19 protein-coding genes and 1 pseudogene are annotated in these 20,791 nt (G+C 68.0%); 12 read left to right on the forward strand and 8 right to left on the reverse strand.

Annotated elements, in window-relative coordinates:
- Nucleotides 1-63: 63 nt before the first annotated feature.
- Both parC and L8951_RS01915 read right to left on the reverse strand, forming a co-directional pair.
- Nucleotides 64-2,328: a DNA topoisomerase IV subunit A gene (parC, locus tag L8951_RS01910; RefSeq protein WP_244381314.1), complete on the reverse strand. Its 2,265-nt coding sequence runs from the start codon at nt 2,326-2,328 to the stop codon at nt 64-66.
- A 228-nt stretch (nt 2,329-2,556) separates the two neighbouring features.
- Nucleotides 2,557-3,057: a DUF2939 domain-containing protein gene (locus L8951_RS01915; RefSeq protein WP_244381315.1), complete on the reverse strand. Its 501-nt coding sequence runs from the start codon at nt 3,055-3,057 to the stop codon at nt 2,557-2,559.
- Between the two features lie 314 nt (nt 3,058-3,371).
- On the opposite strand from L8951_RS01915, the gene purC reads away from it, so the two are divergent.
- Genes purC through L8951_RS01930 form a run of 3 tightly spaced genes read left to right on the forward strand, consistent with a single transcriptional unit; the run spans nt 3,372 to nt 7,917 of the window.
- Nucleotides 3,372-4,163 carry a phosphoribosylaminoimidazolesuccinocarboxamide synthase gene (purC, locus tag L8951_RS01920; RefSeq protein WP_244381316.1) on the forward strand — a complete coding sequence of 264 codons (792 nt, stop codon included), beginning with the start codon at nt 3,372-3,374 and terminating at the stop codon, nt 4,161-4,163.
- Nucleotides 4,164-4,167: 4 nt separating this feature from the next.
- Complete coding sequence (locus L8951_RS01925; RefSeq protein WP_244381317.1) at nt 4,168-6,327, forward strand: primosomal protein N'; 2,160 nt, start codon at nt 4,168-4,170, stop codon at nt 6,325-6,327.
- Between the two features lie 39 nt (nt 6,328-6,366).
- Nucleotides 6,367-7,917 (forward strand): cryptochrome/photolyase family protein, encoded by a 1,551-nt coding sequence (locus L8951_RS01930; RefSeq protein ID WP_244381318.1) that lies wholly within the window; start codon nt 6,367-6,369, stop codon nt 7,915-7,917.
- On the opposite strand, the gene L8951_RS01935 is transcribed toward L8951_RS01930, so the two are convergent.
- Nucleotides 7,914-9,143: a sulfotransferase family protein gene (locus L8951_RS01935; protein WP_244381319.1), complete on the reverse strand. Its 1,230-nt coding sequence runs from the start codon at nt 9,141-9,143 to the stop codon at nt 7,914-7,916. The genes L8951_RS01930 and L8951_RS01935 overlap by 4 nt on opposite strands.
- A 49-nt stretch (nt 9,144-9,192) precedes the next feature.
- A pseudogene (locus tag L8951_RS11690) lies at nt 9,193-9,477 on the reverse strand (methylated-DNA--[protein]-cysteine S-methyltransferase); the annotation flags it as partial.
- Nucleotides 9,478-9,948: 471 nt separating this feature from the next.
- Between L8951_RS11690 and L8951_RS01945 the strand changes: the two are divergent.
- The 9 genes from L8951_RS01945 (at nt 9,949) to L8951_RS01985 (ending at nt 18,132) form a co-directional block, all read left to right on the forward strand.
- On the forward strand, nt 9,949-10,494 hold the full coding sequence (locus tag L8951_RS01945; protein ID WP_244381320.1) for a F0F1 ATP synthase subunit delta: 546 nt from the start codon (nt 9,949-9,951) through the stop codon (nt 10,492-10,494).
- A gap of 20 nt (nt 10,495-10,514) precedes the next feature.
- Entirely contained in the window at nt 10,515-12,044 is a 1,530-nt protein-coding gene (atpA, locus tag L8951_RS01950) for a F0F1 ATP synthase subunit alpha (RefSeq protein ID WP_244381321.1), read from the forward strand.
- Between the two features lie 10 nt (nt 12,045-12,054).
- Nucleotides 12,055-12,936: a F0F1 ATP synthase subunit gamma gene (locus tag L8951_RS01955; protein WP_244381322.1), complete on the forward strand. Its 882-nt coding sequence runs from the start codon at nt 12,055-12,057 to the stop codon at nt 12,934-12,936.
- A 19-nt stretch (nt 12,937-12,955) separates the two neighbouring features.
- The gene (atpD, locus tag L8951_RS01960; protein WP_244381323.1) at nt 12,956-14,428 is read left to right on the forward strand and encodes a F0F1 ATP synthase subunit beta; all 1,473 of its coding nucleotides are present in this window, start codon (nt 12,956-12,958) and stop codon (nt 14,426-14,428) included.
- A 4-nt stretch (nt 14,429-14,432) separates the two neighbouring features.
- On the forward strand, nt 14,433-14,690 hold the full coding sequence (locus L8951_RS01965; protein WP_244381324.1) for an ATP synthase F1 subunit epsilon: 258 nt from the start codon (nt 14,433-14,435) through the stop codon (nt 14,688-14,690).
- Nucleotides 14,691-14,849: 159 nt separating this feature from the next.
- A complete protein-coding gene (locus tag L8951_RS01970; protein WP_244381325.1) occupies nt 14,850-16,361 on the forward strand; it encodes a TadA family conjugal transfer-associated ATPase in 1,512 nt (503 codons plus the stop codon).
- A gap of 145 nt (nt 16,362-16,506) precedes the next feature.
- Complete coding sequence (locus L8951_RS01975) at nt 16,507-17,334, forward strand: class I SAM-dependent methyltransferase (RefSeq protein ID WP_244381326.1); 828 nt, start codon at nt 16,507-16,509, stop codon at nt 17,332-17,334.
- 3 nt (nt 17,335-17,337) lie between these two features.
- Nucleotides 17,338-17,664 (forward strand): TraR/DksA family transcriptional regulator, encoded by a 327-nt coding sequence (locus L8951_RS11590; protein ID WP_244381327.1) that lies wholly within the window; start codon nt 17,338-17,340, stop codon nt 17,662-17,664.
- An 87-nt stretch (nt 17,665-17,751) separates the two neighbouring features.
- Complete coding sequence (locus L8951_RS01985) at nt 17,752-18,132, forward strand: response regulator (RefSeq protein ID WP_244381328.1); 381 nt, start codon at nt 17,752-17,754, stop codon at nt 18,130-18,132.
- Here the strand turns inward: L8951_RS01985 and L8951_RS01990 are convergent, their stop codons facing one another.
- From L8951_RS01990 to L8951_RS02005, 4 genes are read right to left on the reverse strand one after another with little or no spacing between them, the layout of a single operon-like run.
- Nucleotides 18,133-18,909, reverse strand: coding sequence for a sulfite exporter TauE/SafE family protein (locus L8951_RS01990; RefSeq protein WP_244381329.1), 777 nt, complete (start codon nt 18,907-18,909; stop codon nt 18,133-18,135).
- Between the two features lie 5 nt (nt 18,910-18,914).
- Nucleotides 18,915-19,331: a DUF6691 family protein gene (locus L8951_RS01995; RefSeq protein ID WP_244381330.1), complete on the reverse strand. Its 417-nt coding sequence runs from the start codon at nt 19,329-19,331 to the stop codon at nt 18,915-18,917.
- A complete protein-coding gene (locus L8951_RS02000; protein WP_244381331.1) occupies nt 19,331-19,777 on the reverse strand; it encodes a YeeE/YedE family protein in 447 nt (148 codons plus the stop codon). The genes L8951_RS01995 and L8951_RS02000 overlap by 1 nt, the downstream gene beginning before the upstream one ends.
- Nucleotides 19,778-19,788: 11 nt before the next feature.
- Nucleotides 19,789-20,724 (reverse strand): MBL fold metallo-hydrolase, encoded by a 936-nt coding sequence (locus L8951_RS02005; protein ID WP_244381332.1) that lies wholly within the window; start codon nt 20,722-20,724, stop codon nt 19,789-19,791.
- Between the last annotated feature and the right edge of the window lie 67 nt (nt 20,725-20,791).

Consider the following 20,791-nt stretch of genomic DNA (forward strand, 5'->3'; position numbering starts at 1 on the left):
AGGGTTAACGCGGGGTATGCAGCGCGCGTTTTTCGCGCTGCCGCCCCGTTCGGCGGGGCCGCGTCAGCCCGCTGCCTCGTCCTCCTTGCGCACCGGCGGCACGAAGCGATTGCTCTGCGGGAAGCCCTGCGGCGCCATCCGCCCGGCGGCGCCGCGCGCCACCTTCCACGGGGTCATGTCGGGCTCGGTGCGGTTGCGCGTGCCCCCGCCCATCGCCCAGCTCAGCCCGTCGGCGAGGCGCAGGCCGATCGCATCGCCCAGCCCGCCGTCGCGATAACGCTGGAGCTGGACCCCCGCCCCGCGCGCCAGTTCGGGCAGCTCCTCGAGGCTGAAGACGAGCAGCTTGCGGTTCTCGCCCACCACCGCGACCGCATCGTCCTCGGGGGCGAGCGGCTTGAGCAGGCGCACCTTCGCGCCCTTGCGTAGGTTCACGAGCTGCTTGCCCTTGCGCGTCTCGGTCGAGAGGTTCTCGCCCAGCGCCACGAACCCGCGCCCGTCGGAGGCCGCGACGAGGTAGCGCGCCTTGGGGTCGAGCGGCAGCGCGGTGACGATCTCCCCCTCGCCCTCGAGGTCGATCATCAGCTTGAGCGGCTCGCCGAACCCGCGCCCGCCGGGCAGCTTGTCGGCGCCCACGGTGAAGATCCGCCCGTTCTCCGCCACCACGAGGATGCGGTCGGTCGTCTGCGCGTGGAAGGCATGATCCGCCTCGTCGCCCTCGCGGAACTTCATGTCGGGCACGGTGGAAAGGTCGACATGCCCCTTCATCGCCCGGATCCAGCCCTTCTTCGACAGGATCACCGTCACCGGCTCCTTGTCGATCATCTGGGTCCAGTCGACATCGGCGGTCACCGCCGCGGGGCGCACCGCCGTCCGGCGCGGATCGTCCTTATACTCCTTCTTCAAGGCGCGCAGCGCGTCCTTGAGCGCCTTCTCCTGCTCGCCATTTTCGTTGGCCAGCAGCGCCTCGAGCTCCGACTTCTCGGCGAGCAGGCTCTCCTCCTCGCCCTTGAGCTCCATCTCCTCGAGCTTCCTCAACGAGCGCAGCCGCATGTTGAGGATCGCCTCGGCCTGCCGGTCGGTCAGCTCGAACTCGGCCATCATCACCGCCTTGGGCTCGTCCTCGGTGCGGATGATCTCGATCACCCGGTCGAGGTTGAGGAAGGCGATGAGGTAGCCGCGCACCAGCTCGAGCCGATCGTCGATCTTGCCGATCCGCCACTGCGCGCGGTTGCGCATCACGTCATATTGGAAGTCGATCCAGCTCAAAAGCGCCTCGCGCAGGCTCATCACCCCCGGCGTGCGCCCATGCTCGAGCACGTTCAAATTGAGGCTGAACCGGCTCTCGAGGTCCGACAGCTTGTACAGGCTCTCCTCGAGCAGCGCCGCGTCGACCGTGCGGCTGCGCGGCTCGAGCACGATGCGGATATCCTCCGCGCTCTCGTCGCGCACGTCGGCGAGGATCGGCAGCTTCTTGTCCCCGATCAGCCCCGCGATCTGCTCGATCAGCTTGCCCTTCGCCACCCCATAGGGGATTTCAGTGACGACCAGCTGCCACGCCCCGCCCTTCAAATCCTCGCGTGTCACCTTCGCCCGGATACGGAAGCTCCCCCGCCCCGTCACATAGGCCTTGAGGATCACCCCCTCGTCGTCGACCAGCACCCCGCCGGTAGGAAAATCGGGCCCCTTGACGTACTTCATCAAGGTCTCGTCGCGCGCATCGCGCGTGCCGACCAGGTGCACCGCCGCGTCGCACAGCTCGCCGACATTATGCGGCGGGATCGAGGTCGCCATCCCCACCGCGATCCCCGCCGCGCCATTGGCGAGCAAATTGGGGAACAGCCCCGGGAACACCTCGGGCTCGTCCTCCTCGCCATTGTAGGTCGAGCGGAAGGGCACCGTGCCCTCGTCGATCCCCGCCATCAGCCGGATCGCGGTCCGGGTCAGCCGCGCCTCGGTATAGCGGTAGGCGGCGGCATTATCGCCGTCGATATTGCCGAAATTCCCCTGCCCCTCGACCAGCGGGTAGCGCAGCGAAAAGTCCTGCGCCAAGCGCACCATCGCGTCATAGACCGACGCATCGCCATGCGGGTGATATTTACCGATGACATCGCCCACCACGCGCGCCGACTTCTTGTAGGCGCCGGTGGGATCGAGCTTGAGCTTGCGCATCGCCCACAGGAGACGGCGGTGCACGGGTTTGAGCCCGTCGCGCACATCGGGCAGCGAGCGCGCGGTGATGGTCGAGAGCGCGTAGACGAGATAGCGTTCGGAGAGGGCGCTCGAAAAGGGTTCGTCGATGATCTGGTCGGGGACGGATTCGGTGGTCATGGCGCGAAGCTTAGGTTGGGTGCCCTATGGGTGTCGATGGGGTTTGCGGCCATCCTGAAACTTTGAACCGTATCGGCGGCCTGACCCCGTCGGTCCTGCCGCGCAGCCGCGCGCAGGCCGTCCGTGGCGCGGGCAAAGCCGTCGCCCGTCCCCCGGACGGGCTTTGGGCTTGCCTCGACGCTGCTCCGGCGACCCTGCGGGTCGGCGTCGCTGCGCTCGGCGCCGCGCCTACTCCAACCCGCTCAATTTCCACCCCAGCCCGCTGCGCGTGAGGACATAAGCGGGGGCGTCCGCGCCCTTATCCTCGCCGCTGGCGCGGACTTCGACGCGGTCGAGGCTGCGGTAGGTGATGGCGGGCAGCCCCTCGGCCTTGAGCGCGGGGAGCGGGATGCCGAGCTTTTGCGCCTGCTCCACGCTCGAGAACGCCATCGCCAGCGCGCGCGGGGTGACCAGCCGCTCGGCCGCCTCGCGCGCCGAGCGTTCGATCATCACCCCCGCGATTCGGTCGAGCTCGGCATTGCCGCTCGACCGGCCCGCGACGATGTCGTCGGCGATATCCCCCGCGATGTCGGCGCGCAGCGCCTCCCAGTCGACATATTCGCCGAGCGCCTCGACCTCCCCCGCCCGCGCCGCGTCGCGCATCTGCTTCAAGGTCCACCAGGGCGAGGCGAAATACCAGGCAAGGACGATGCCGACGACGAGCGCGATGAGCAGGAGGAGCCGTTTCATGCCGCCCCTTCTGGCCCATCGGCGCCCCGCGCGCCACCCTGTCCTACAGCCCCGCCGCCCGTTACGATGCGCCCCGCCGCATGCCCCGTGCCCTGCCCGCCTCCTGCCGCCCCGCGCCGTTCCCGCGCCCGCGCCGCGCGCCCCCGGGCGGGGGCGGCCCGCGCCGCGAAGTTCCCGAAGTGGACAAAGTGGACAATACCCCCCCTCTTTCATCCCGACAGGAGACGCGTCCCCACGCTCCTGCCCCAAACCCCGATTGCCCCGTCCCGCCCAACCTCCTATAGGCCGATTTCAACCAGTTGAGGCGGGGAAGCATGGCACGGCGCAGGCAGATCTACGAAGGCAAGGCGAAGATCCTCTACGAGGGTCCCGAACCGGGCACGATCATCCAGTATTTCAAGGATGACGCCACCGCCTTCAACGCCGAAAAGAAGGGGCAGATCGCGGGCAAGGGGGTGCTCAACAACCGCATCTCGGAGAAGATCTTCACCTCGCTCCACACCATCGGCGTGCCGACCCATTTCATCCGCCGGTTGAACATGCGCGAACAGCTCGTCCGCCAGGTCGAGATCGTCCCCATCGAGGTCGTCGTCCGCAACGTCGCGGCGGGCAGCATGACCAAGCGCCTCGGCATCGAGGAAGGCACCCAGCTGCCGCGCACCGTGATCGAATATTATTACAAGGACGATAAGCTCGGCGATCCCATGGTCACCGAGGAGCATATCGCCTGCTTCGGCTGGGCCAGCCAAGAAGAGATGAACGACATCGCCGACATGGCGATCCGCGTGAACGATTATATGTGCGGGCTGTTCGCGGGCATCGGCATCCGCCTCGTCGACTTCAAGCTGGAGTTCGGCCGGATCTGGGAAAACGACTACAGCCGCATCATCCTCGCCGACGAGATCAGCCCCGACAGCTGCCGGCTGTGGGACGTCAAGTCGAACAAGAAGCTCGACAAGGACCGCTTCCGCCAGGACCTCGGCGAGGAAGCCGAGGCCTACCAGGAAGTCGCCCGCCGCCTCGGGCTGCTCCAGCGCGAGGATGGCGAGGAGAGCGCGGTGCTCGATTTCGACAGCGCCAAGAAGAAGCGCGAAGCCCGGGACTAGCGGGGTGGAGCGCGTTCGCGTCGTCACGCTGAACGCCGCACTGGGGCCGCTCGACTACCGGCTGCCCGACGGCGTTGCGGCACCGCCCGGTACGCTGGTCACGGTGCCGCTGGGCCCCCGCCAGCTGACCGGCGTCGTCTGGGAAGCCGAGCGGCTGCCGACCGAGGAAGTCGGCGACAATCGCCTGCGCCCCCTCCTCGGGGTGATCGACGTGCCCCCGCTGTCGGCCGCGCTGCGCCGCCTCGCCGAATGGACCGCCACCTACTACTGCTCGCCGCCCGCCGCCGTGCTGCGGATGATGCTGCCGAGCGCCGCCTTCGCCAGCCCCCGCCAGCTCATCGAATATCGCCTCACCGGCCTCGTCCCGCCGCGCCTCACCGCGACCCGTGAAAAGGCGCTGCGCGAGCTCGAGGGGCGGCAGGGCAGCGTTCGCGAGCTGAGCCAGCAGGCCGGCGTGTCCGACGCGGTGATCCGCGGGCTGGTGAAGGCGGGTGCCCTGGAAGCCGTCGAGGTCGACGCCGACGCCCCCTTCCCTCAGCCCGACCCCGATTTCGCACCGGTCGAACTGCGCGCGGAGCAAGCTAAGGCGGCAGCAAAATTGCGCGGCGCGATCGGCGGCGGCTTTGCCCCCATCCTGCTCGACGGCATCACCGGCTCGGGCAAGACCGAGGTCTATTTCGAGGCGCTCGCCGAGGCGCTGCGCCACGGCGGGCAGGTGCTCGTGCTGCTGCCCGAGATCGCGCTGACCGAGCCCTTCCTCAAGCGGTTCGAACGCCGCTTCGGCACGGCGCCCATTGCGTGGCACTCGGACCTGCGCGGATCGGAACGACGGCGCGCGTGGCGCGGCATCGCCGAGGGCACGGCGAAGGTCGTAGTGGGGGCGCGCTCGTCGCTCTTCCTCCCGTATCGCGACCTGAAGCTCATCATCGTCGACGAGGCGCACGAGACCAGCTTCAAGCAGGAAGAGGGCGTGCAATATCATGCCCGCGACGTGGCGGTGATGCGCGGCCAGTTCGAGGGCTTCCCCATCATCCTCGCCAGCGCCACCCCCGCGATCGAGACCCGGCACATGGTCGAGGTGGGGCGCTATGAGGAGGTGCGGCTCGAGGAGCGCCACGCCAGCGCAACGCTGCCGACGATCGAGGCGATCGACCTGACGCAGGACCCGCCGCTCAGGGGCAAGTGGCTCGCGCCCCGGCTGGTGCGCGAACTCGAGGCCAACCTCGACGCGGGCGAACAGAGCCTGCTGTTCCTCAACCGCCGCGGCTTCGCGCCGCTGACCTTGTGCCGCAACTGCGGGCACCGCTTCCAGTGCCCCAATTGCACCGCGTGGATGGTCGAGCACCGGCTGATGGCGCGGCTCGCCTGCCACCATTGCGGCCATGTCATGCCCCCGCCCGCCGCCTGTCCCGAGTGCGGCGAGGAGGATTGCCTCGTCGCCTGCGGCCCCGGGGTCGAGCGGATCGCCGACGAGGTCGGCGCGCTGTTCCCCGAGGCGCGCACCGCGGTGGTCACTTCCGACACCATCTGGTCGCCGGCGCGCGCCGCCGAGTTCGTGCAAGCAATGGAGGCGGGCGAGATCGACATCGTGGTGGGCACCCAGCTCGTCACCAAGGGCTATCACTTTCCCAACCTCACGCTGGTCGGGGTGGTCGATGCCGACCTCGGGCTGCAGGGCGGCGACCTGCGCGCCGCCGAACGCACCTTCCAGCAGGTCAGCCAGGTCGCGGGGCGCGCCGGGCGCGGCGACAAGCCGGGGCGCGTGTTCATCCAGACCCACGAGCCCGACCACCCGGTGATGGAAGCGCTGGTCGCGGGGGACGGCCCGGCCTTCGTCGCCGCCGAGACCGAGGCGCGCCGCGCCGCCGCCATGCCCCCCTTCGGCCGCCTCGCCGCGATCATCGTCTCGAGCGAGGACGAGGAGGCCGCCAAGCTGATCGCGCAGAAGCTCGGGCGCGCGCGGCCCGAAATGGAAGGGGTGGCGGTCTACGGCCCCGCCCCCGCCCCGCTCGCCATGCTGCGCGGGCGCCACCGCCAGCGGCTGCTCGTCCATGCCGAGCGCCGCGTCCACGTGCAGGCGGCGATCCGCGACTGGCTCGCCAAGGTCGACTGGCCGCAAAAAGTGCGCGTGGCGGTCGACGTCGACCCCTATTCCTTCGTCTAGGGGCCGGAACCGTGGGCGTGACCCAGCCGCTGGGGCGCCATGGCCAAGACCCTCGTCCCCGTCCTCGGCGACCAGCTGAGCCACGACCTCGCCAGCCTGCCCGACGATGACCCGTCGGGCTGCGTCGTGCTGATGATGGAGGTGTGGGACGAGGCGACCTACGTCAAACACCACCCGCAGAAGATCGCGCTGCTCTTCTCGGCGATGCGACATTTCGCCGCCGAGCTCGAGGAGAAGGGGTTCAGCGTCGATTATGTGCAGCTCGACGACGAGGGCAACACGGGCAGCTTCACCGGCGAGGTCGAGCGCGCGCTGGCGCGGCACGACGTCGACGCGATCCGCATCGTCGAGGCGGGCGAGCGGCGGGTGATGGACGCGATCGCGGGCTGGGAGCATCGCTTCGCCCTGCCGGTCACCATCCTGCCCGACACGCGATTCATCTGTTCGATCGACGAATTCTGCGCCTGGGCGCAGGGGCGCAGCGGCCTCAGGATGGAGAATTTCTATCGCGAGATGCGCCGCAAGACCGGGCTGCTGATGGACGGCGAGGAGCCGGTCGAGGGGCGCTGGAACTTCGACAAGGAGAACCGCGACAGCGCCGATCCCGACACCGACTTTCCCGAGCGCCCGACCTACGAACCCGACGCCATCACCAAGGAAGTGCTCGACCTCGTCACCGAGCGGTTCGGCGACCATTTCGGCGACCTCGACCAATTTGCCTGGCCGGTGACGGCCAAGGAAGCGCAGCAAGCGCTCGACGATTTCATCGACAAGCGGCTGCCCGGCTTCGGCGCCACGCAGGACGCGATGCTGACGGGGGAGGATTTCATGAACCATGCGCTCCTCTCGACCAGCATCAACTGCGGGCTGCTCGACCCGCTCGCGGTCTGCCGGCGCGCCGAACAGGCCTATCGCGACGGCGCCGCACCGATCGCGGCGGTCGAGGGCTTCATTCGCCAGATCCTCGGCTGGCGCGAATATATCCGCGGCATCTACTGGTGGGAGGATCGCGACTATGGCGCGGCAAACTTCTTCGGCAACCGCCGCTACCTGCCCGACTTCTACTGGACCGGCGAGACCGACATGCACTGCATCGCCGAAGCGGTGCGCACCACGCGCGAGCACGCCTATGCGCATCATATCCAGCGGCTGATGGTGCTCGGCAATTTCGCGCTGATCGCGGGGATCGACCCGCGCCAGGTGCAGGACTGGTACCTGGTCGTCTATGCCGACGCCTATGAGTGGGTCGAACAGCCCAATGTGGTGGGGATGGCGCTCTACGCCGACGGCGGCGACATGGCCTCCAAGCCCTATTGCGCGAGCGGCAACTACATCCACAAGATGTCCGACTATTGCGGCCGATGCCGCTACAAGGTGAGCCAGAAGACGGGTGAGGACGCCTGCCCGTTCAACGCGCTCTACTGGGATTTTCTCGACCGCAACCGCGACAAGCTCGAGGGCAACCACCGGATCGGGCGGATCTATGCGACCTGGGACCGGATGAGCGAGGAGCGCCGGAACGAATATCGCGACAGCGCGAAGGCGTTCCTCGAGACGCTGACCCCCGCCGACGAGGGCTGGGCGCGCTAGCCGATGGCGGCGCGCACGGCGGCCTGCGACAGGCCGAAGTCTTCGAGGTCGTACCGGTGCTTTCTGTGCGCCTTGCTCTTGCCGAGGAAAGCGGCCATCGCCGCTTCGACCTTGGGTTCGAGCGGGCGGCCGAGGAAGTCGTAGAGGCGGTGCATCTGCCCGCGCCAGTCGCGCCCGACCTCGTCGAAACAGATGTCGAGCGCCTCGAGCCCGGGGTGGCGGACGCGGAAATCATGGACTCGCTCGTACCGCAGCCTTGTCTTGCGCAGCCATTCGGCACCGATCGCGTGCGGATCGACGTGGCGCGACTGCACCCGCGCCTGCTGGTAGGCGAGGCTGGCGGAGGAGCCGACGACCTGCGCGAGGTCGCGGTGCAGGAACAGGAAGCGCGCGTCGGGGAAGGCCGCGTGGAGCGCGTCGAGGTCCTGCGTGAACTGGGGCGCCTTGAGCACCCACGGCTTGCCCGGCGGCTCGTCGCGCACGGTGGCGATGGTCTGGAGCGTCCTGCGAAACTCGGCATAGACGGGGGCGCGGTCGCAATTCTCGCAGTGGCGCGCGAACGCGCCGACCTGCCACTGACCCTCGAACTGCGCCCCGAAGATGCTCATCGCGTGAAAGCCGAATTCCTCCTCGGCCTGGAACGGGCCGGTCGGGTGGACCGCCGCGAGCAGCGGGTTCAAGGCGCGCAGGAAGAGCAGGTTGGCGGTGGCGGTGAGCGGCCGCGTCTCGAGCGGGCCGCCGGTCGGCACCGGGATCATCGTCTCGTAGGCGCGGGTGTGCGCGAACCCCGGGTCCTGCGCGAGGAGGCGGTGGAGCCGGGTGGTGCCCGAGCGCATCTGGCCGACGATGACCAGCGGGCGCGTCACCGGGCGCGAGAGGATCGCGGGATCGCGCGCCCATTGCGCCTCGGCACGGATCCGGCAGCGCAGCTTGCGCACGATCTGGCCGAAGGCGATCGCGCGCCCGAGCGGCGACAGACGCGCCTCGCCCGCGAGGCTGCGGGTGAGGATCGCCAGCCGCTCCTCCCAGTCGCCGGGCGCGGGCGCCCTGCCCTCGGCCCGCGTCGCATGGTCGATCAGCGCGCCCGGCGCGAGGCTCGGCCGCGGGGTCACCCCCTGCCGCCACAGCGTGCACAGCAGCCGGTCGAGCCACCGCGCCGCCGCGAGGCTGTCACCCGCGCGCGCGGGACGGTCGGCGACGGCGACATCGGGGGCGAGCGTGGCCATGGGGCCGTCCTACCGCCGCCGCGGCCAAAGGCGAAGCCCTATCGCCACCTCACAGCGCGAGGCGGGGCTGCTCGAGCCCGGCCAGCGCGCCCTCTGCGGCGAGCAGCGCCTCCTTGATGGCCAGCCCATAGGCGTAGCCGCCGAGCTCGCCGTCGGCGCGGATCACGCGGTGGCAGGGGATGAAGACGGCGATCGGGTTGGACCCGTTGGCGGTGCCGACCGCGCGCTCGGCCCCCGGCTTGCCGAGCGCGGCGGCGATGTCGGCATAGCTGCGCGTCTGCCCCAGCGGGATGCGCTGGAGTTCGGCCCAGATCGCTTGCTGGAAGGGCGTCCCCGCCGGACGCAGCGGCAGCGGGCTGGCCGCGCCGGGGGTGTCGAGCGCCTTTGCAAGCCGCTCGGCCATGCCCATGTCTTCGCCCGTGTCTTCGGTGGCCATGGCGCCCTCTTGCCAGCGGTCGGAGCGGTGCGTCCCGTCGCCGAACGAGAGGCCGACCAGCGCGCCGCCGGCGATGCCCCCGACGAAAGCGCCGTGGCGGCAGTGGCCGGGGACGAGGCGGATCGATTCGGGCGCGGACATGGCGCGAGGATAGCGGGTCGGGGCGCGCGCCGCGACGCGCATTTGCGCGCCTCGTCGCATAAGCGTGGCCCCACGCCTTGCATCATCGCCCACCCCTTGCTAGGGGCGCGCCAACCCATGCGGGGGCAGCGGCTTTTTCCCTTTGCGGGAATCGCTCGCCTGCCTCCTTTTAGCATGGAAAATCGATCGCTAACCCGGAGCTTACCCCAGGTGGATATTGGCAGCGGCATGAAGGCCAGCTTGGCAGGACGCTATGCGACTGCACTGTTCGAACTCGCGCGTGACAAGTCGGTGATCGACACCGTCGAGGCGAGCCTCGCCCGTGTGCGCGGCGCGCTGGAACAGGCGCCCAACCTCGGCGCGATGATCGAATCGCCCGCCGTCGGCCGCGACGATGCGACCCGCGCGATGGGCAAGATCGCCGACGAACTGAAGCTCGACCCGCTGTCGAAGAATTTCCTCGGCGTGCTGGCCGACAACGGCCGCCTGTCGAAGCTCGGGGATGCCATTCGCGTGTTCGACGCGCTGGTCGCCGCGCACAAGGGCGAGGCCCGCGCCACCGTGACGAGCGCGCGCCCGCTCACCGACGCGCAGGTCAAGACGCTCGAGGACAAGCTCTCCAAGCGTGCCGGTCTCACCGTCACGCTCGACACCCAGGTCGACCCCGCCCTTCTCGGCGGCGTCCGCATCCAGCTCGGCTCCGAGCTGATCGACGCTTCCGTGCAAACCAAGTTGAATTCGCTCGCCGCCAAGATGGCGGGCACCGCCCAATAAGGCTCGATGAAAGGCTGAACATGGATATCCGTGCCGCTGAAATTTCCCGTGTGATCCGCGACGAGATCGAGAATTTCGACGCCCAGGCGCAAGTCACCGAAACCGGCAGCGTCCTGTCGGTCGGCGACGGCATCGCCCGCGTCCATGGCCTCGACAAGGTCCAGGCCGGTGAAATGGTCGAGTTCGAAGGCGGGGTGCAGGGCATGGCCCTCAACCTCGAGCACGACAATGTCGGTGTCGTCATCTTCGGTTCGGACCAGGGCGTCCGCGAAGGCTCGACCGTCAAGCGCACCGGCACCATCGTCGACGTGCCCGTCGGCAAGGGGCTGCTCGGCCGCGTCGTCGACGCGCTCGGCAACCCGATCGACGGCAAGGGCCCGATCGAGGCGACCGAGCGTAGCCGCGTCGAGGTCAAGGCGCCCGGCATCATCCCGCGCAAGTCGGTGCACGAGCCGGTTCAGACCGGCCTCAAGGCGATCGACGCGCTCGTGCCCGTCGGCCGCGGCCAGCGCGAACTGATCATCGGCGACCGCCAGACCGGCAAGTCGGCGGTCGCGCTCGACACCTTCATCAACCAGAAGGGCGTCAACGCGGGCGACGACGAGAGCAACAAGCTCTACTGCGTCTACGTCGCTGTCGGCCAGAAGCGCTCGACCGTCGCGCAGATCGTCCGCGCGCTCGAGGAAAATGGCGCGATGGAATATTCGATCGTCGTCGCCGCGACCGCCTCGGAGCCGGCCCCGCTGCAGTTCCTCGCGCCCTACACCGGATGCGCGATGGGCGAATATTTCCGCGACAACGGCATGCACGCCGTGATCTGCTACGACGATTTGTCGAAGCAGGCCGTCGCCTACCGCCAGATGTCGCTGCTGCTGCGCCGCCCGCCGGGCCGCGAAGCCTATCCGGGCGACGTCTTCTATCTCCACTCGCGCCTGCTCGAGCGCGCGGCGAAGATGAACGAGGACAATGGCGGCGGCTCGCTGACCGCGCTGCCGATCATCGAGACGCAGGCGGGCGACGTGTCGGCCTACATCCCGACCAACGTGATCTCGATCACCGACGGTCAGATCTTCCTCGAGACCGACCTCTTCTACCAGGGCATCCGCCCCGCGATTAACGTCGGCCTCTCGGTCAGCCGCGTCGGTGGCGCCGCGCAGACCAAGGCGATGAAGAAGGTCGCCGGCTCGATCAAGCTCGAGCTCGCGCAGTATCGCGAGATGGCGGCGTTCGCGCAGTTCGGTTCGGACCTCGACGCCTCGACCCAGAAGCTGCTGGCGCGCGGTGCTCGCCTGACCGAGCTGCTCAAGCAGCCGCAGTTCTCGCCGATGCCGGTCGAGGAGCAGGTCGCCAGCATCTTCGCCGGCACCAAGGGCTTCGTCGACGACGTCAAGGTCGAGGACGTGACCCGCTACGAGAGCGCGATGCTCAGCTACATGCGTTCGGATCACAACGACATCCTCGTCACGATCCGCGAGACCAAGAAGCTGGAAGACGACACCGCCGAGAAGCTGAGCGCCGCGCTCACCGACTTCTCCAAGCAGTTCGCCTAAGGAGTAACTCATGGCCAGCCTCAAGGCGCTCAAAGGCCGGATCAACTCGGTCAAGTCGACCCAGAAGATCACCAAGGCGATGAAGATGGTCGCGGCGGCCAAGCTGCGCCGCGCACAGGCCAATGCCGAGGCGGGTCGTCCCTATGCGACCCGGCTGTCGGACGTGGTCTCGTCGCTGGCCAGCCGCATCACCGTGGGGCCGCAGAGCCCCAAGCTGATCGCGGGCACGGGCAAGGACGAAACCCACCTGATCATCGTCGCCTCGGGCGATCGTGGCCTGGCGGGGGCGTTCAACACCAACATCACCAAGGCCGCGCGCGCCAAGGCGGAAGAGCTGATTGCCGAGGGCAAGACGGTCTACTTCTACCTCGTCGGGCGCAAGTCGAAGCCGGTGCTGCGCCGCGTCTTCCCCGACACGATCATCGGCGAGCATGACACGTCGCAGGAGAAGAACCCCTCCTACGACACCGCGCAGGTGATCGCCGACGACATCATCGACCGCTTCAACTCGGGTCGCTTCGACGTCGCGCACCTTGCCTATGCCGAGTTCAAGTCGACGCTGAGCCAGGTGCCGCAGGTCGACCAGCTGATCCCGGTCAAGCCGGCGGACGCGGGCGAGGAGACCGAAGGCGCGAGCGCGGCGGTCGAATATGAGCCCGACGAGGAAGCGATCCTCGCCGACCTGCTGCCCAAGAATGTCGCGATCCAGATCTATCGCGCGATGCTCGAGAACCAGGCCGGCTTCTACGGCTCGCAGATGACCGCGATGGACAATGCCACGCGCAACGCGGGCGACATGATCAATCGCCTGAGCATCCAGTACAACCGCCAGCGCCAGGCGGCGATCACCACCGAACTTGTCGAAATCATTTCGGGCGCCGAAGCGCTCTAACAGCCGAGGAACAACTTTCATGGCTACCGCTGCAAAGACCGCAACCCCCAAAACGGGCAACACCAAGGCCGGGCGCATCGCGCAGGTCATCGGCGCCGTCGTCGACGTCGAGTTCGACGGCGAACTGCCGCCGATCCTCGCCGCGCTGGAAACCGACAACAACGGCCAGCGTCTCGTCCTCGAGGTCGCCCAGCACCTCGGCGAGAATATCGTGCGCACCATCGCGATGGACGCCACCGAGGGCCTGACCCGCGGCCAGGAAGTCACCGCCACCGGTTCGATGATCGAAGTGCCCGTCGGTCCCAAGACGCTCGGTCGCATCATGAACGTCGTCGGCGAGCCGATCGACGAGCGCGGCCCGATCGGGTCGGACAAGCATGCGCCGATCCACGCCGAGGCGCCCAAGTTCGTCGACCAGTCGACCGAAGCCTCGATCCTCGTCACGGGTATCAAGGTCATCGACCTTCTCGCCCCCTACGCCAAGGGCGGCAAGATCGGCCTGTTCGGCGGCGCCGGCGTGGGCAAGACCGTGCTCATCCAGGAACTGATCAACAACATCGCCAAGGGCCACGGCGGCGTGTCGGTCTTCGCGGGCGTCGGTGAACGCACCCGCGAGGGCAACGACCTCTATCACGAGTTCCTCGACGCGGGCGTCATCGCCAAGGACGCCGATGGCAACCCGACGAGCGAGGGCTCGAAGGTGGCGCTGGTCTTCGGCCAGATGAACGAACCGCCGGGCGCGCGTGCCCGCGTGGCGCTCTCGGGCCTCACCCAGGCCGAATATTTCCGCGACGAGGAAGGCCAGGACGTGCTGTTCTTCGTCGACAACATCTTCCGCTTCACCCAGGCGGGTTCGGAAGTGTCGGCGCTGCTCGGCCGTATTCCCTCGGCGGTGGGCTACCAGCCGACCCTGTCGACCGACATGGGCGCGCTGCAGGAGCGCATCACCTCGACCAACAAGGGCTCGATCACCTCGGTCCAGGCCATCTACGTTCCCGCGGATGACTTGACCGACCCGGCGCCCGCCACCTCGTTCGCCCACCTCGACGCGACCACCACCCTGTCGCGCGCCATCTCGGAACTCGGCATCTATCCGGCGGTGGACCCGCTGGACTCGACCAGCCGCGTCCTCGAGCCGCGCGTCGTCGGGCAGGAGCATTACGAGACCGCCCGCGCGGTCCAGGAAATCCTCCAGAAGTACAAGTCGCTGCAGGACATCATCGCCATCCTCGGCATGGACGAACTGTCGGAAGAAGATAAGCTGACCGTCGCGCGCGCGCGCAAGATCCAGCGCTTCCTCTCGCAGCCCTTCCACGTCGCCGAGGTCTTCACCGGCATCCCCGGCAAGTTCGTCCAGCTCGAGGACACCATCAAGTCGTTCAAGGCGGTGGTGAACGGCGAGTATGACCACCTCCCCGAAAGCGCCTTCTACATGGTCGGCGGGATCGACGAAGCGGTCGCCAAGGCCGAGAAGATGGCGCAGGACGCCTAGGACAATGGCGCTGCACTTCGAACTCGTCACGCCGGAACGGCTCGAGCGCTCGGGCGAGGCCCATATGGTCGTTGTCCCCGGCGTCGAGGGCGACTTCGGCGTGATGGAGGGCCACGCGCCCTTCATGACCACGCTCAAGAACGGCCAGCTCGAGATCCACACGAGCGCGGGCGGCGAGCCCGAGCGCGTCACCGTGTCGGGGGGGTTCGCCGAGGTCGGCGCCAACGGACTGACCGTGCTGACGGAGAAGGTCGAGGGCTAGTCCCCCCGCCCTGCCGATCCCATGCGAGGCGGCCGCGATCCGAACGGGTCGCGGCCCCTTCGCATTTCGCTCCGAAATAGATGCGCATTAGTCTTTTCTAAAAGTTTGCATGCCATTCACCATTTCCGAAGCTAGACGACTCTCAGTGGGGATCAGGCGATGAATGCGTTCGGTAAGCGAGGAAATGTCGGAGGCGCGCGCCCGAGTTTCGGGGTGGCCCGCCCGATGAAGGGCGGCCCCGCGCCGGCCCCCAGCGACGACACCGAGAGCGAACAGTTCCCGCCGGTCGACAAGGCCGAGGCACCCGCGCCCGCCCCCGGCGGCGGCGGGGCGGCGAGCCTGTCGGCGATGGACAAGCTCAACAGCCGCATGAACGACGACCACAAGCCCGAGGACCGTTCGGAGGGCTTCGAGGCCAGCGTCAACAAGATCAAGGACCAGGTGCTCCCCCGCCTGCTCGAACGCGTCGACCCCGAGGCCGCGGCCACCCTCGGCAAGGATGAACTGGCGGAGGAATTCCGCCCGATCATCTCGGAGGTCCTCGGCGAACTCAAGATCACCCTCAACCGCCGCGAACAGTTCGCGCTCGAGAAGGTGCTGGTCGACGAATTGCTCGGCCTCGGCCCGCTCGAGGAGCTGCTCGCGGACCCGGCGGTCTCGGACATCATGGTCAACGGCCCCGAACAGACCTTCGTCGAACGCAAGGGCAAGCTCGAGCTCGCCAAGATCCAGTTCCGCGACGAGGAGCACCTGTTCCAGATCGCCCAGCGCATCGTCAACCAGGTCGGCCGCCGCGTCGACCAGACCACCCCGCTGGCCGATGCCCGCTTGAAGGACGGCTCGCGCGTCAACGTGATCATCCCGCCGCTCTCGCTCAAGGGCACGGCGATTTCCATTCGTAAGTTCTCCGACAAGCCGATCACCATCGACATGATGCGCGGGTTCGGCTCGATGTCGGAGAAAATGGCGACCTGCCTCAAGATCGCCGGCGCGAGCCGCATGAACATCGTCATCTCGGGCGGTACGGGCTCGGGTAAGACGACCATGCTCAACGCGCTGTCGAAGATGATCGACCCTGGCGAGCGCGTGATCACCATCGAAGACGCCGCCGAACTGCGCTTGCAGCAGCCGCACTGGCTGCCGCTGGAAACGCGTCCCGCCAACCTCGAGGGGCAGGGTGCGATCACCATTCGCGACCTCGTCATCAACGCGCTGCGCATGCGTCCCGACCGCATCATCCTCGGCGAAATTCGTGGGCAGGAATGTTTCGACCTTCTCGCCGCGATGAACACCGGCCACGACGGCTCGATGGCGACGCTCCACTCCAACAGCCCGCGCGAATGCCTCGCGCGTATGGAGAACATGGTGATGATGGGCGACATCAAGATCCCGAAGGATGCGATCTCGCGCCAGATTGCGGATTCGGTCGACCTCATCGTCCAGGTCAAGCGCCTGCGCGACGGCTCGCGCCGGACCACCAATATCACCGAGGTGATCGGGATGGAGGGCGATGTCATCGTCACGCAGGAACTGTTCAAGTTCGAATATCACGACGAGACGCCCGACGGGAAGATCATCGGCGACTATCGCTCGATGGGCCTGCGGCCCTACACGATGGAAAAGGCCAAGCAGTTCGGCTTCGACCAGCCTTATCTCGAGGCCTGTCTCTAATGCCACCGGGACAATCCACAGGACAAAGGCCGCGCCGACCCGATTGTCGGCGCGGCCTTTTTCGTTGCGCAACGATGTCGGGCGCGCAATCGTTAGCGCTGCGTATCGAATGACACGGACGGATTGCACAGACAGGGAGATGATCATGCGCATGTTGATTGCCGGGGCCGCCGGCCTCGCCATGCTCGGGCTGGGCGCCTGCAACGGCTATGGCACCGGCGACCTCGGCCGCACGCTGGCCGGGGCGGTGCTCGAGGACCTCATCCGGGACGCGGTCGGGATGGAGTTTCGCGATGAGGGCTTCGTCGCGCGCGACCGCTATCGCCACCCGGTCGAGACGCTCGCCTTCTTCGGGGTGCAACCCGACGACACGGTCGTCGAGATCTGGCCGGGCGGTGGCTATTATGCGCAGATCCTCGCCCCCTATCTGGCGCGCGAGGGCACCTATTACGCGGTCGCGAGCGAGCGCGGGCTGACCGGGGTGCGAAACTTCGTTTCGGCGCATCCTGACGCGGTCGGCACGGTCAACTATGCCCGCTTCCCCGCCGCCGCGGGCGAGCCGATGGTCCCGGCCGGTTCGGCCGATGTCGTGCTCACCTTCCGCAACGTCCACAATTGGGAGATGGGCGAGACGCCCTTCGGCGCCGAGGCCTTCGCGCAGATGTATGCCATGCTCAAGCCCGGCGGCACGCTGGGGGTGGTCGAGCATCGCCTCCCCGAGGACGCCCCCGCCGAGCGCGAGGCGGTCTCGGGCTATATGAAGACCTCGAGCGTGATCGCGATGGCCGAGGCGGCCGGCTTCGAGCTGGTCGAGGCGAGCGAGATCAACGCCAATCCGAACGACAGCGCCGACTGGCCCGAGGGGGTATGGACGCTGCCCCCGGTGCTGCGGCTGGGCGATACCGACCGCGAGCGCTATCTCGCGATCGGCGAGAGTGACCGCATGACGCTGAAGTTCCGCAAGCCGAGCTGAGCGGTGGACCCGGAGGACGCCCGCGCGGCGCTCGAACAGCGCCGCGCCGCGCTCCTCCACGAGGATCGGGTCGACGAGCAGGCGCGCGCGCCGGTCGAGCTCGACCAGGAAAGCGTCGGGCGCCTGTCGCGGATGGACGCAATGCAGGTGCAGCAAATGGCCCGGGCGCTCGAACAGCGCCGCAAGGCCGAACGCGCGCGCATCGATGCCGCGCTCGACCGGCTCGCGGCCGGCGAATGGGGCTATTGCGTGGCCTGCGGCGACGAGATCGCGCGCCCACGACTGGTGCACGACCCGAGCGTGTCGCACTGCATCAAATGCGCGTCCTGACAAGGAACCCGGAGCCCCCTTCCCCCATTGTTGCCACGACGGCGTCGGCCAGTGCTAGGTCTGGCGCGCTGAAGGGGTGATTATTGCATGAGTGACGACAAGGTCTCCAACGGAGCGCGGATCCTCCTGGTGGAGGACAGCCCGGTGGTGTCCCTGAACACCGAGGACGCGTTGCGCGACCACGGCTATTTCGTGGTCGGCCCCGCCTATGACATGGCCGCCGCGCTCGACCTGTCGAACCGCGAGCAGATCGATGCGGCCATCGTCGACCTCAACATCCGCGGCGAGAAATGCTTCCAGGTGCTCGAGATCCTCGAGAAGCGCGACGTGCCCTTCATCCTGACCTCGGGCTACGCCGACTGGACGATGCCCGAGCAATGGATCGAACGGCCGCGGCTCCAGAAGCCCTTCGAGCAGGAGGCGCTGCTCAAGAAGCTGGAAAAGATGATCCGCCAGAAAGCGGGCTGATCAGAAGGCCGCGGTGCCCGACTTGTAGAGCATGTAGGCGGCGACCACGAAGATGAGGCCGGCAAACACGCTGGTGAGCTGCCCCTTGCTCGACAGGTGGCGCGCGATCCGGGTGCCCGCGAGGCTGCCGAGGACGCCGCCGACGACGAAGATGCCCGCCAGCCCCCAGTCGACGAGCCCGCTGCGCGCATAGTTCAGCGCGGTGGTCAGCCCGAAGGCGGTCACCGCGACGAGGCTCGTGCCGACCGCGTTGAGCATGGCCATGCGGGTCGAGGCGACGAGCCCCGGGACGATGAGGAAGCCGCCGCCGATGCCGAAGAACCCCGAGAAGACCCCGGTGCCGACCCCATAGGCGCCGACCTTGGGCGCGTTGCCGCGGTGGAGGCGGGCCTCGCTGTCGCCGACCGCCTTGCGCCCCTTCAGCATCAGGACGCCCACGAAGATCATGACGAGCGCGAAGAGGAACAGCAGCTTTTGGCCGTCGAACGCCTTGCCCGCGCTCGAACCGAGGAACGCGCCGAGGATACCGGCGCCCGCATAGAGCAATCCGATCTTCCACTTCACCGTGCCCGCGCGGGCATGGCCGCCGAGACCGAGCGCGGCATTGGCGGCCACCGCCAGCGCGCTCGTGCCGATGGCGACATGCGGTTCGGAGACGCCGACGAGATAGACCATCAGCGGCACCGCGAGGATCGATCCCCCGCCGCCGATGAGGCCGAGGCTGAAGCCGACGAGCGCGCCCGAAAAGGCGCCGGTGAAGAGGTAGAGGAGGTCCATCAGGGCTAGCGGCGCTCGAGCAGGAGGCGATGACCGACCATGCCGACCAGCATGGCGAGGACGAAGCTCGCGACCTGGCCGAAATTGACCCCCAGCGAGGCGATCGCGGGCCCCGGGCACAGGCCGCCGAGGCCCCAGCCGATTCCGAACAGCGCGCTGCCGCCCAGCAGCTTGCGGTCGAGCGTGCGCGTGCCCGGCAGGTGCCAATGCGCATCGGCGAAGGGGTGGGTCATGCCCTTCTGGAGGAACCAGGCGATCGCCATCACGGCGAGCGCGCCGCCCATGACGAAGGCCAGCGTCGGGTCCCAATTGCCGAACAGGTCGAGAAAGCCGCGCACCCGCGCGGGGTCCATCATCCCCGAGATGGCGAGGCCGCCGCCGAACAGCGCGCCGGCGACCAGCGTGAGCAGATGTTGACGCATTACCAGCCCTTTCCGAGCGCGTTCATGACGGCGACGGTGGCGATGCCCGCGCCCATGAAGGTGAGCGTGGCGCTGATCGAGCGCTGCGACAGGCGGCTCATCCCGCATACGCCGTGCCCCGAGGTACAACCCGAGCCCATGCGGGTCCCGAAACCGACGCACAGGCCGGCGGCGACGAGCATCCACAGCTCGGGCGGGAAGCGCGCCTCGATGGTGCCGGTCACCAGCTCGACGAGGACCGCGCCGGCGACCAGCGCGATGACGAAGGTGACCGCAAGGCTGCGCGGCGGCCCGCTGTCGGCGATGCCGGTCGCGCGCGCGGTCAGCCCGCTCACGCCGGCGATCCGGCCGATGCCGAGCAGCATGATGGCGGCGGCGAGCCCGATCATCAGCCCGCCGACCAGCCCCTCGAGGGGCTGGGCATGTTCAAAACCCGGGATGGTCATGGTGGTCCCTGTCAAAGCGTGTTGAGGGGAATCTTGATGTAGGACACGCCATTGTCCTCGGGGTCGGGGAGCCGCCCGCCGCGGATGTTGACCTGCACCGAGGGCATGATCAGCTCGGGCATGGCGAGGTTCTTGTCACGCGTGGTGCGCATCTCGACAAACTCCTCCTCGGTCACGCCGTCGCGGACGTGGACATTCTCGTCGCGCTGCTGGCCCACGGTGGTCTCCCACGCATAGTCGTCGCGTCCCGGCGCCTTGTAATCGTGGCACAGGAAAATGCGCGTCTCGCGCGGCAGCTCGAGCAAGCGGCGGATCGAGCGGTAGAGCTCGCTCGCGCTCCCGCCCGGGAAGTCGGTCCGCGCGGTGCCGAAATCGGGCATGAAGATGGTGTCGCCGACGAAGGCCGCATCGCCGATGACATAGGCCATGTCGGCGGGGGTGTGACCGGGCACGTGGAGCGCAACCGCCTCGAGCTCGCCGATGGCGAAGCGCTCACCGTCGACGAACAGGTGGTCGAACTGCGAGCCGTCGCGTTCGAAATCGGTGCCGGCGTTGAAGATCTTGCCGAACACGTCTTGGACGCGAATGATGTCCTTGCCGATGGCCAGCTTGCCGCCGAGCTGCTGCTGGAGCCACGGCGCGGCCGAGATATGGTCGGCATGGGCGTGGGTCTCCATCACCCATTGCACCTCGAGCCCCTTCTGCTCGACATAGTCCTTGATGAGCCCCGCCGAACGGGTCGCGGTGCGTCCCGAGGCGGCGTCATAGTCGAGCACGCTGTCGATGATCGCGGCCTTCTTCGTGGCGGCGTCGTGGACGACGTAGCTGACGGTGTTGGTGGCCTCGTCGAACAAGCCGGCGATGGTGGGACGGCGCCGCGCGTCGGCGCGGGCCTCCTCGATGATCGAGTGCGCGGTATCGAGCGCTTGGTCTGTTGTGGTCTGCATGGGGCGAGAACGCGGTCCTTGTTCGAGTTTCTCCATGTTACATAGTTACATAGGTGCCAAGGTCAAG

The sequence above is a fragment of the Sphingomicrobium astaxanthinifaciens genome (genome assembly GCF_022865105.1).
Lineage (GTDB): Bacteria > Pseudomonadota > Alphaproteobacteria > Sphingomonadales > Sphingomonadaceae > Sphingomicrobium > Sphingomicrobium astaxanthinifaciens.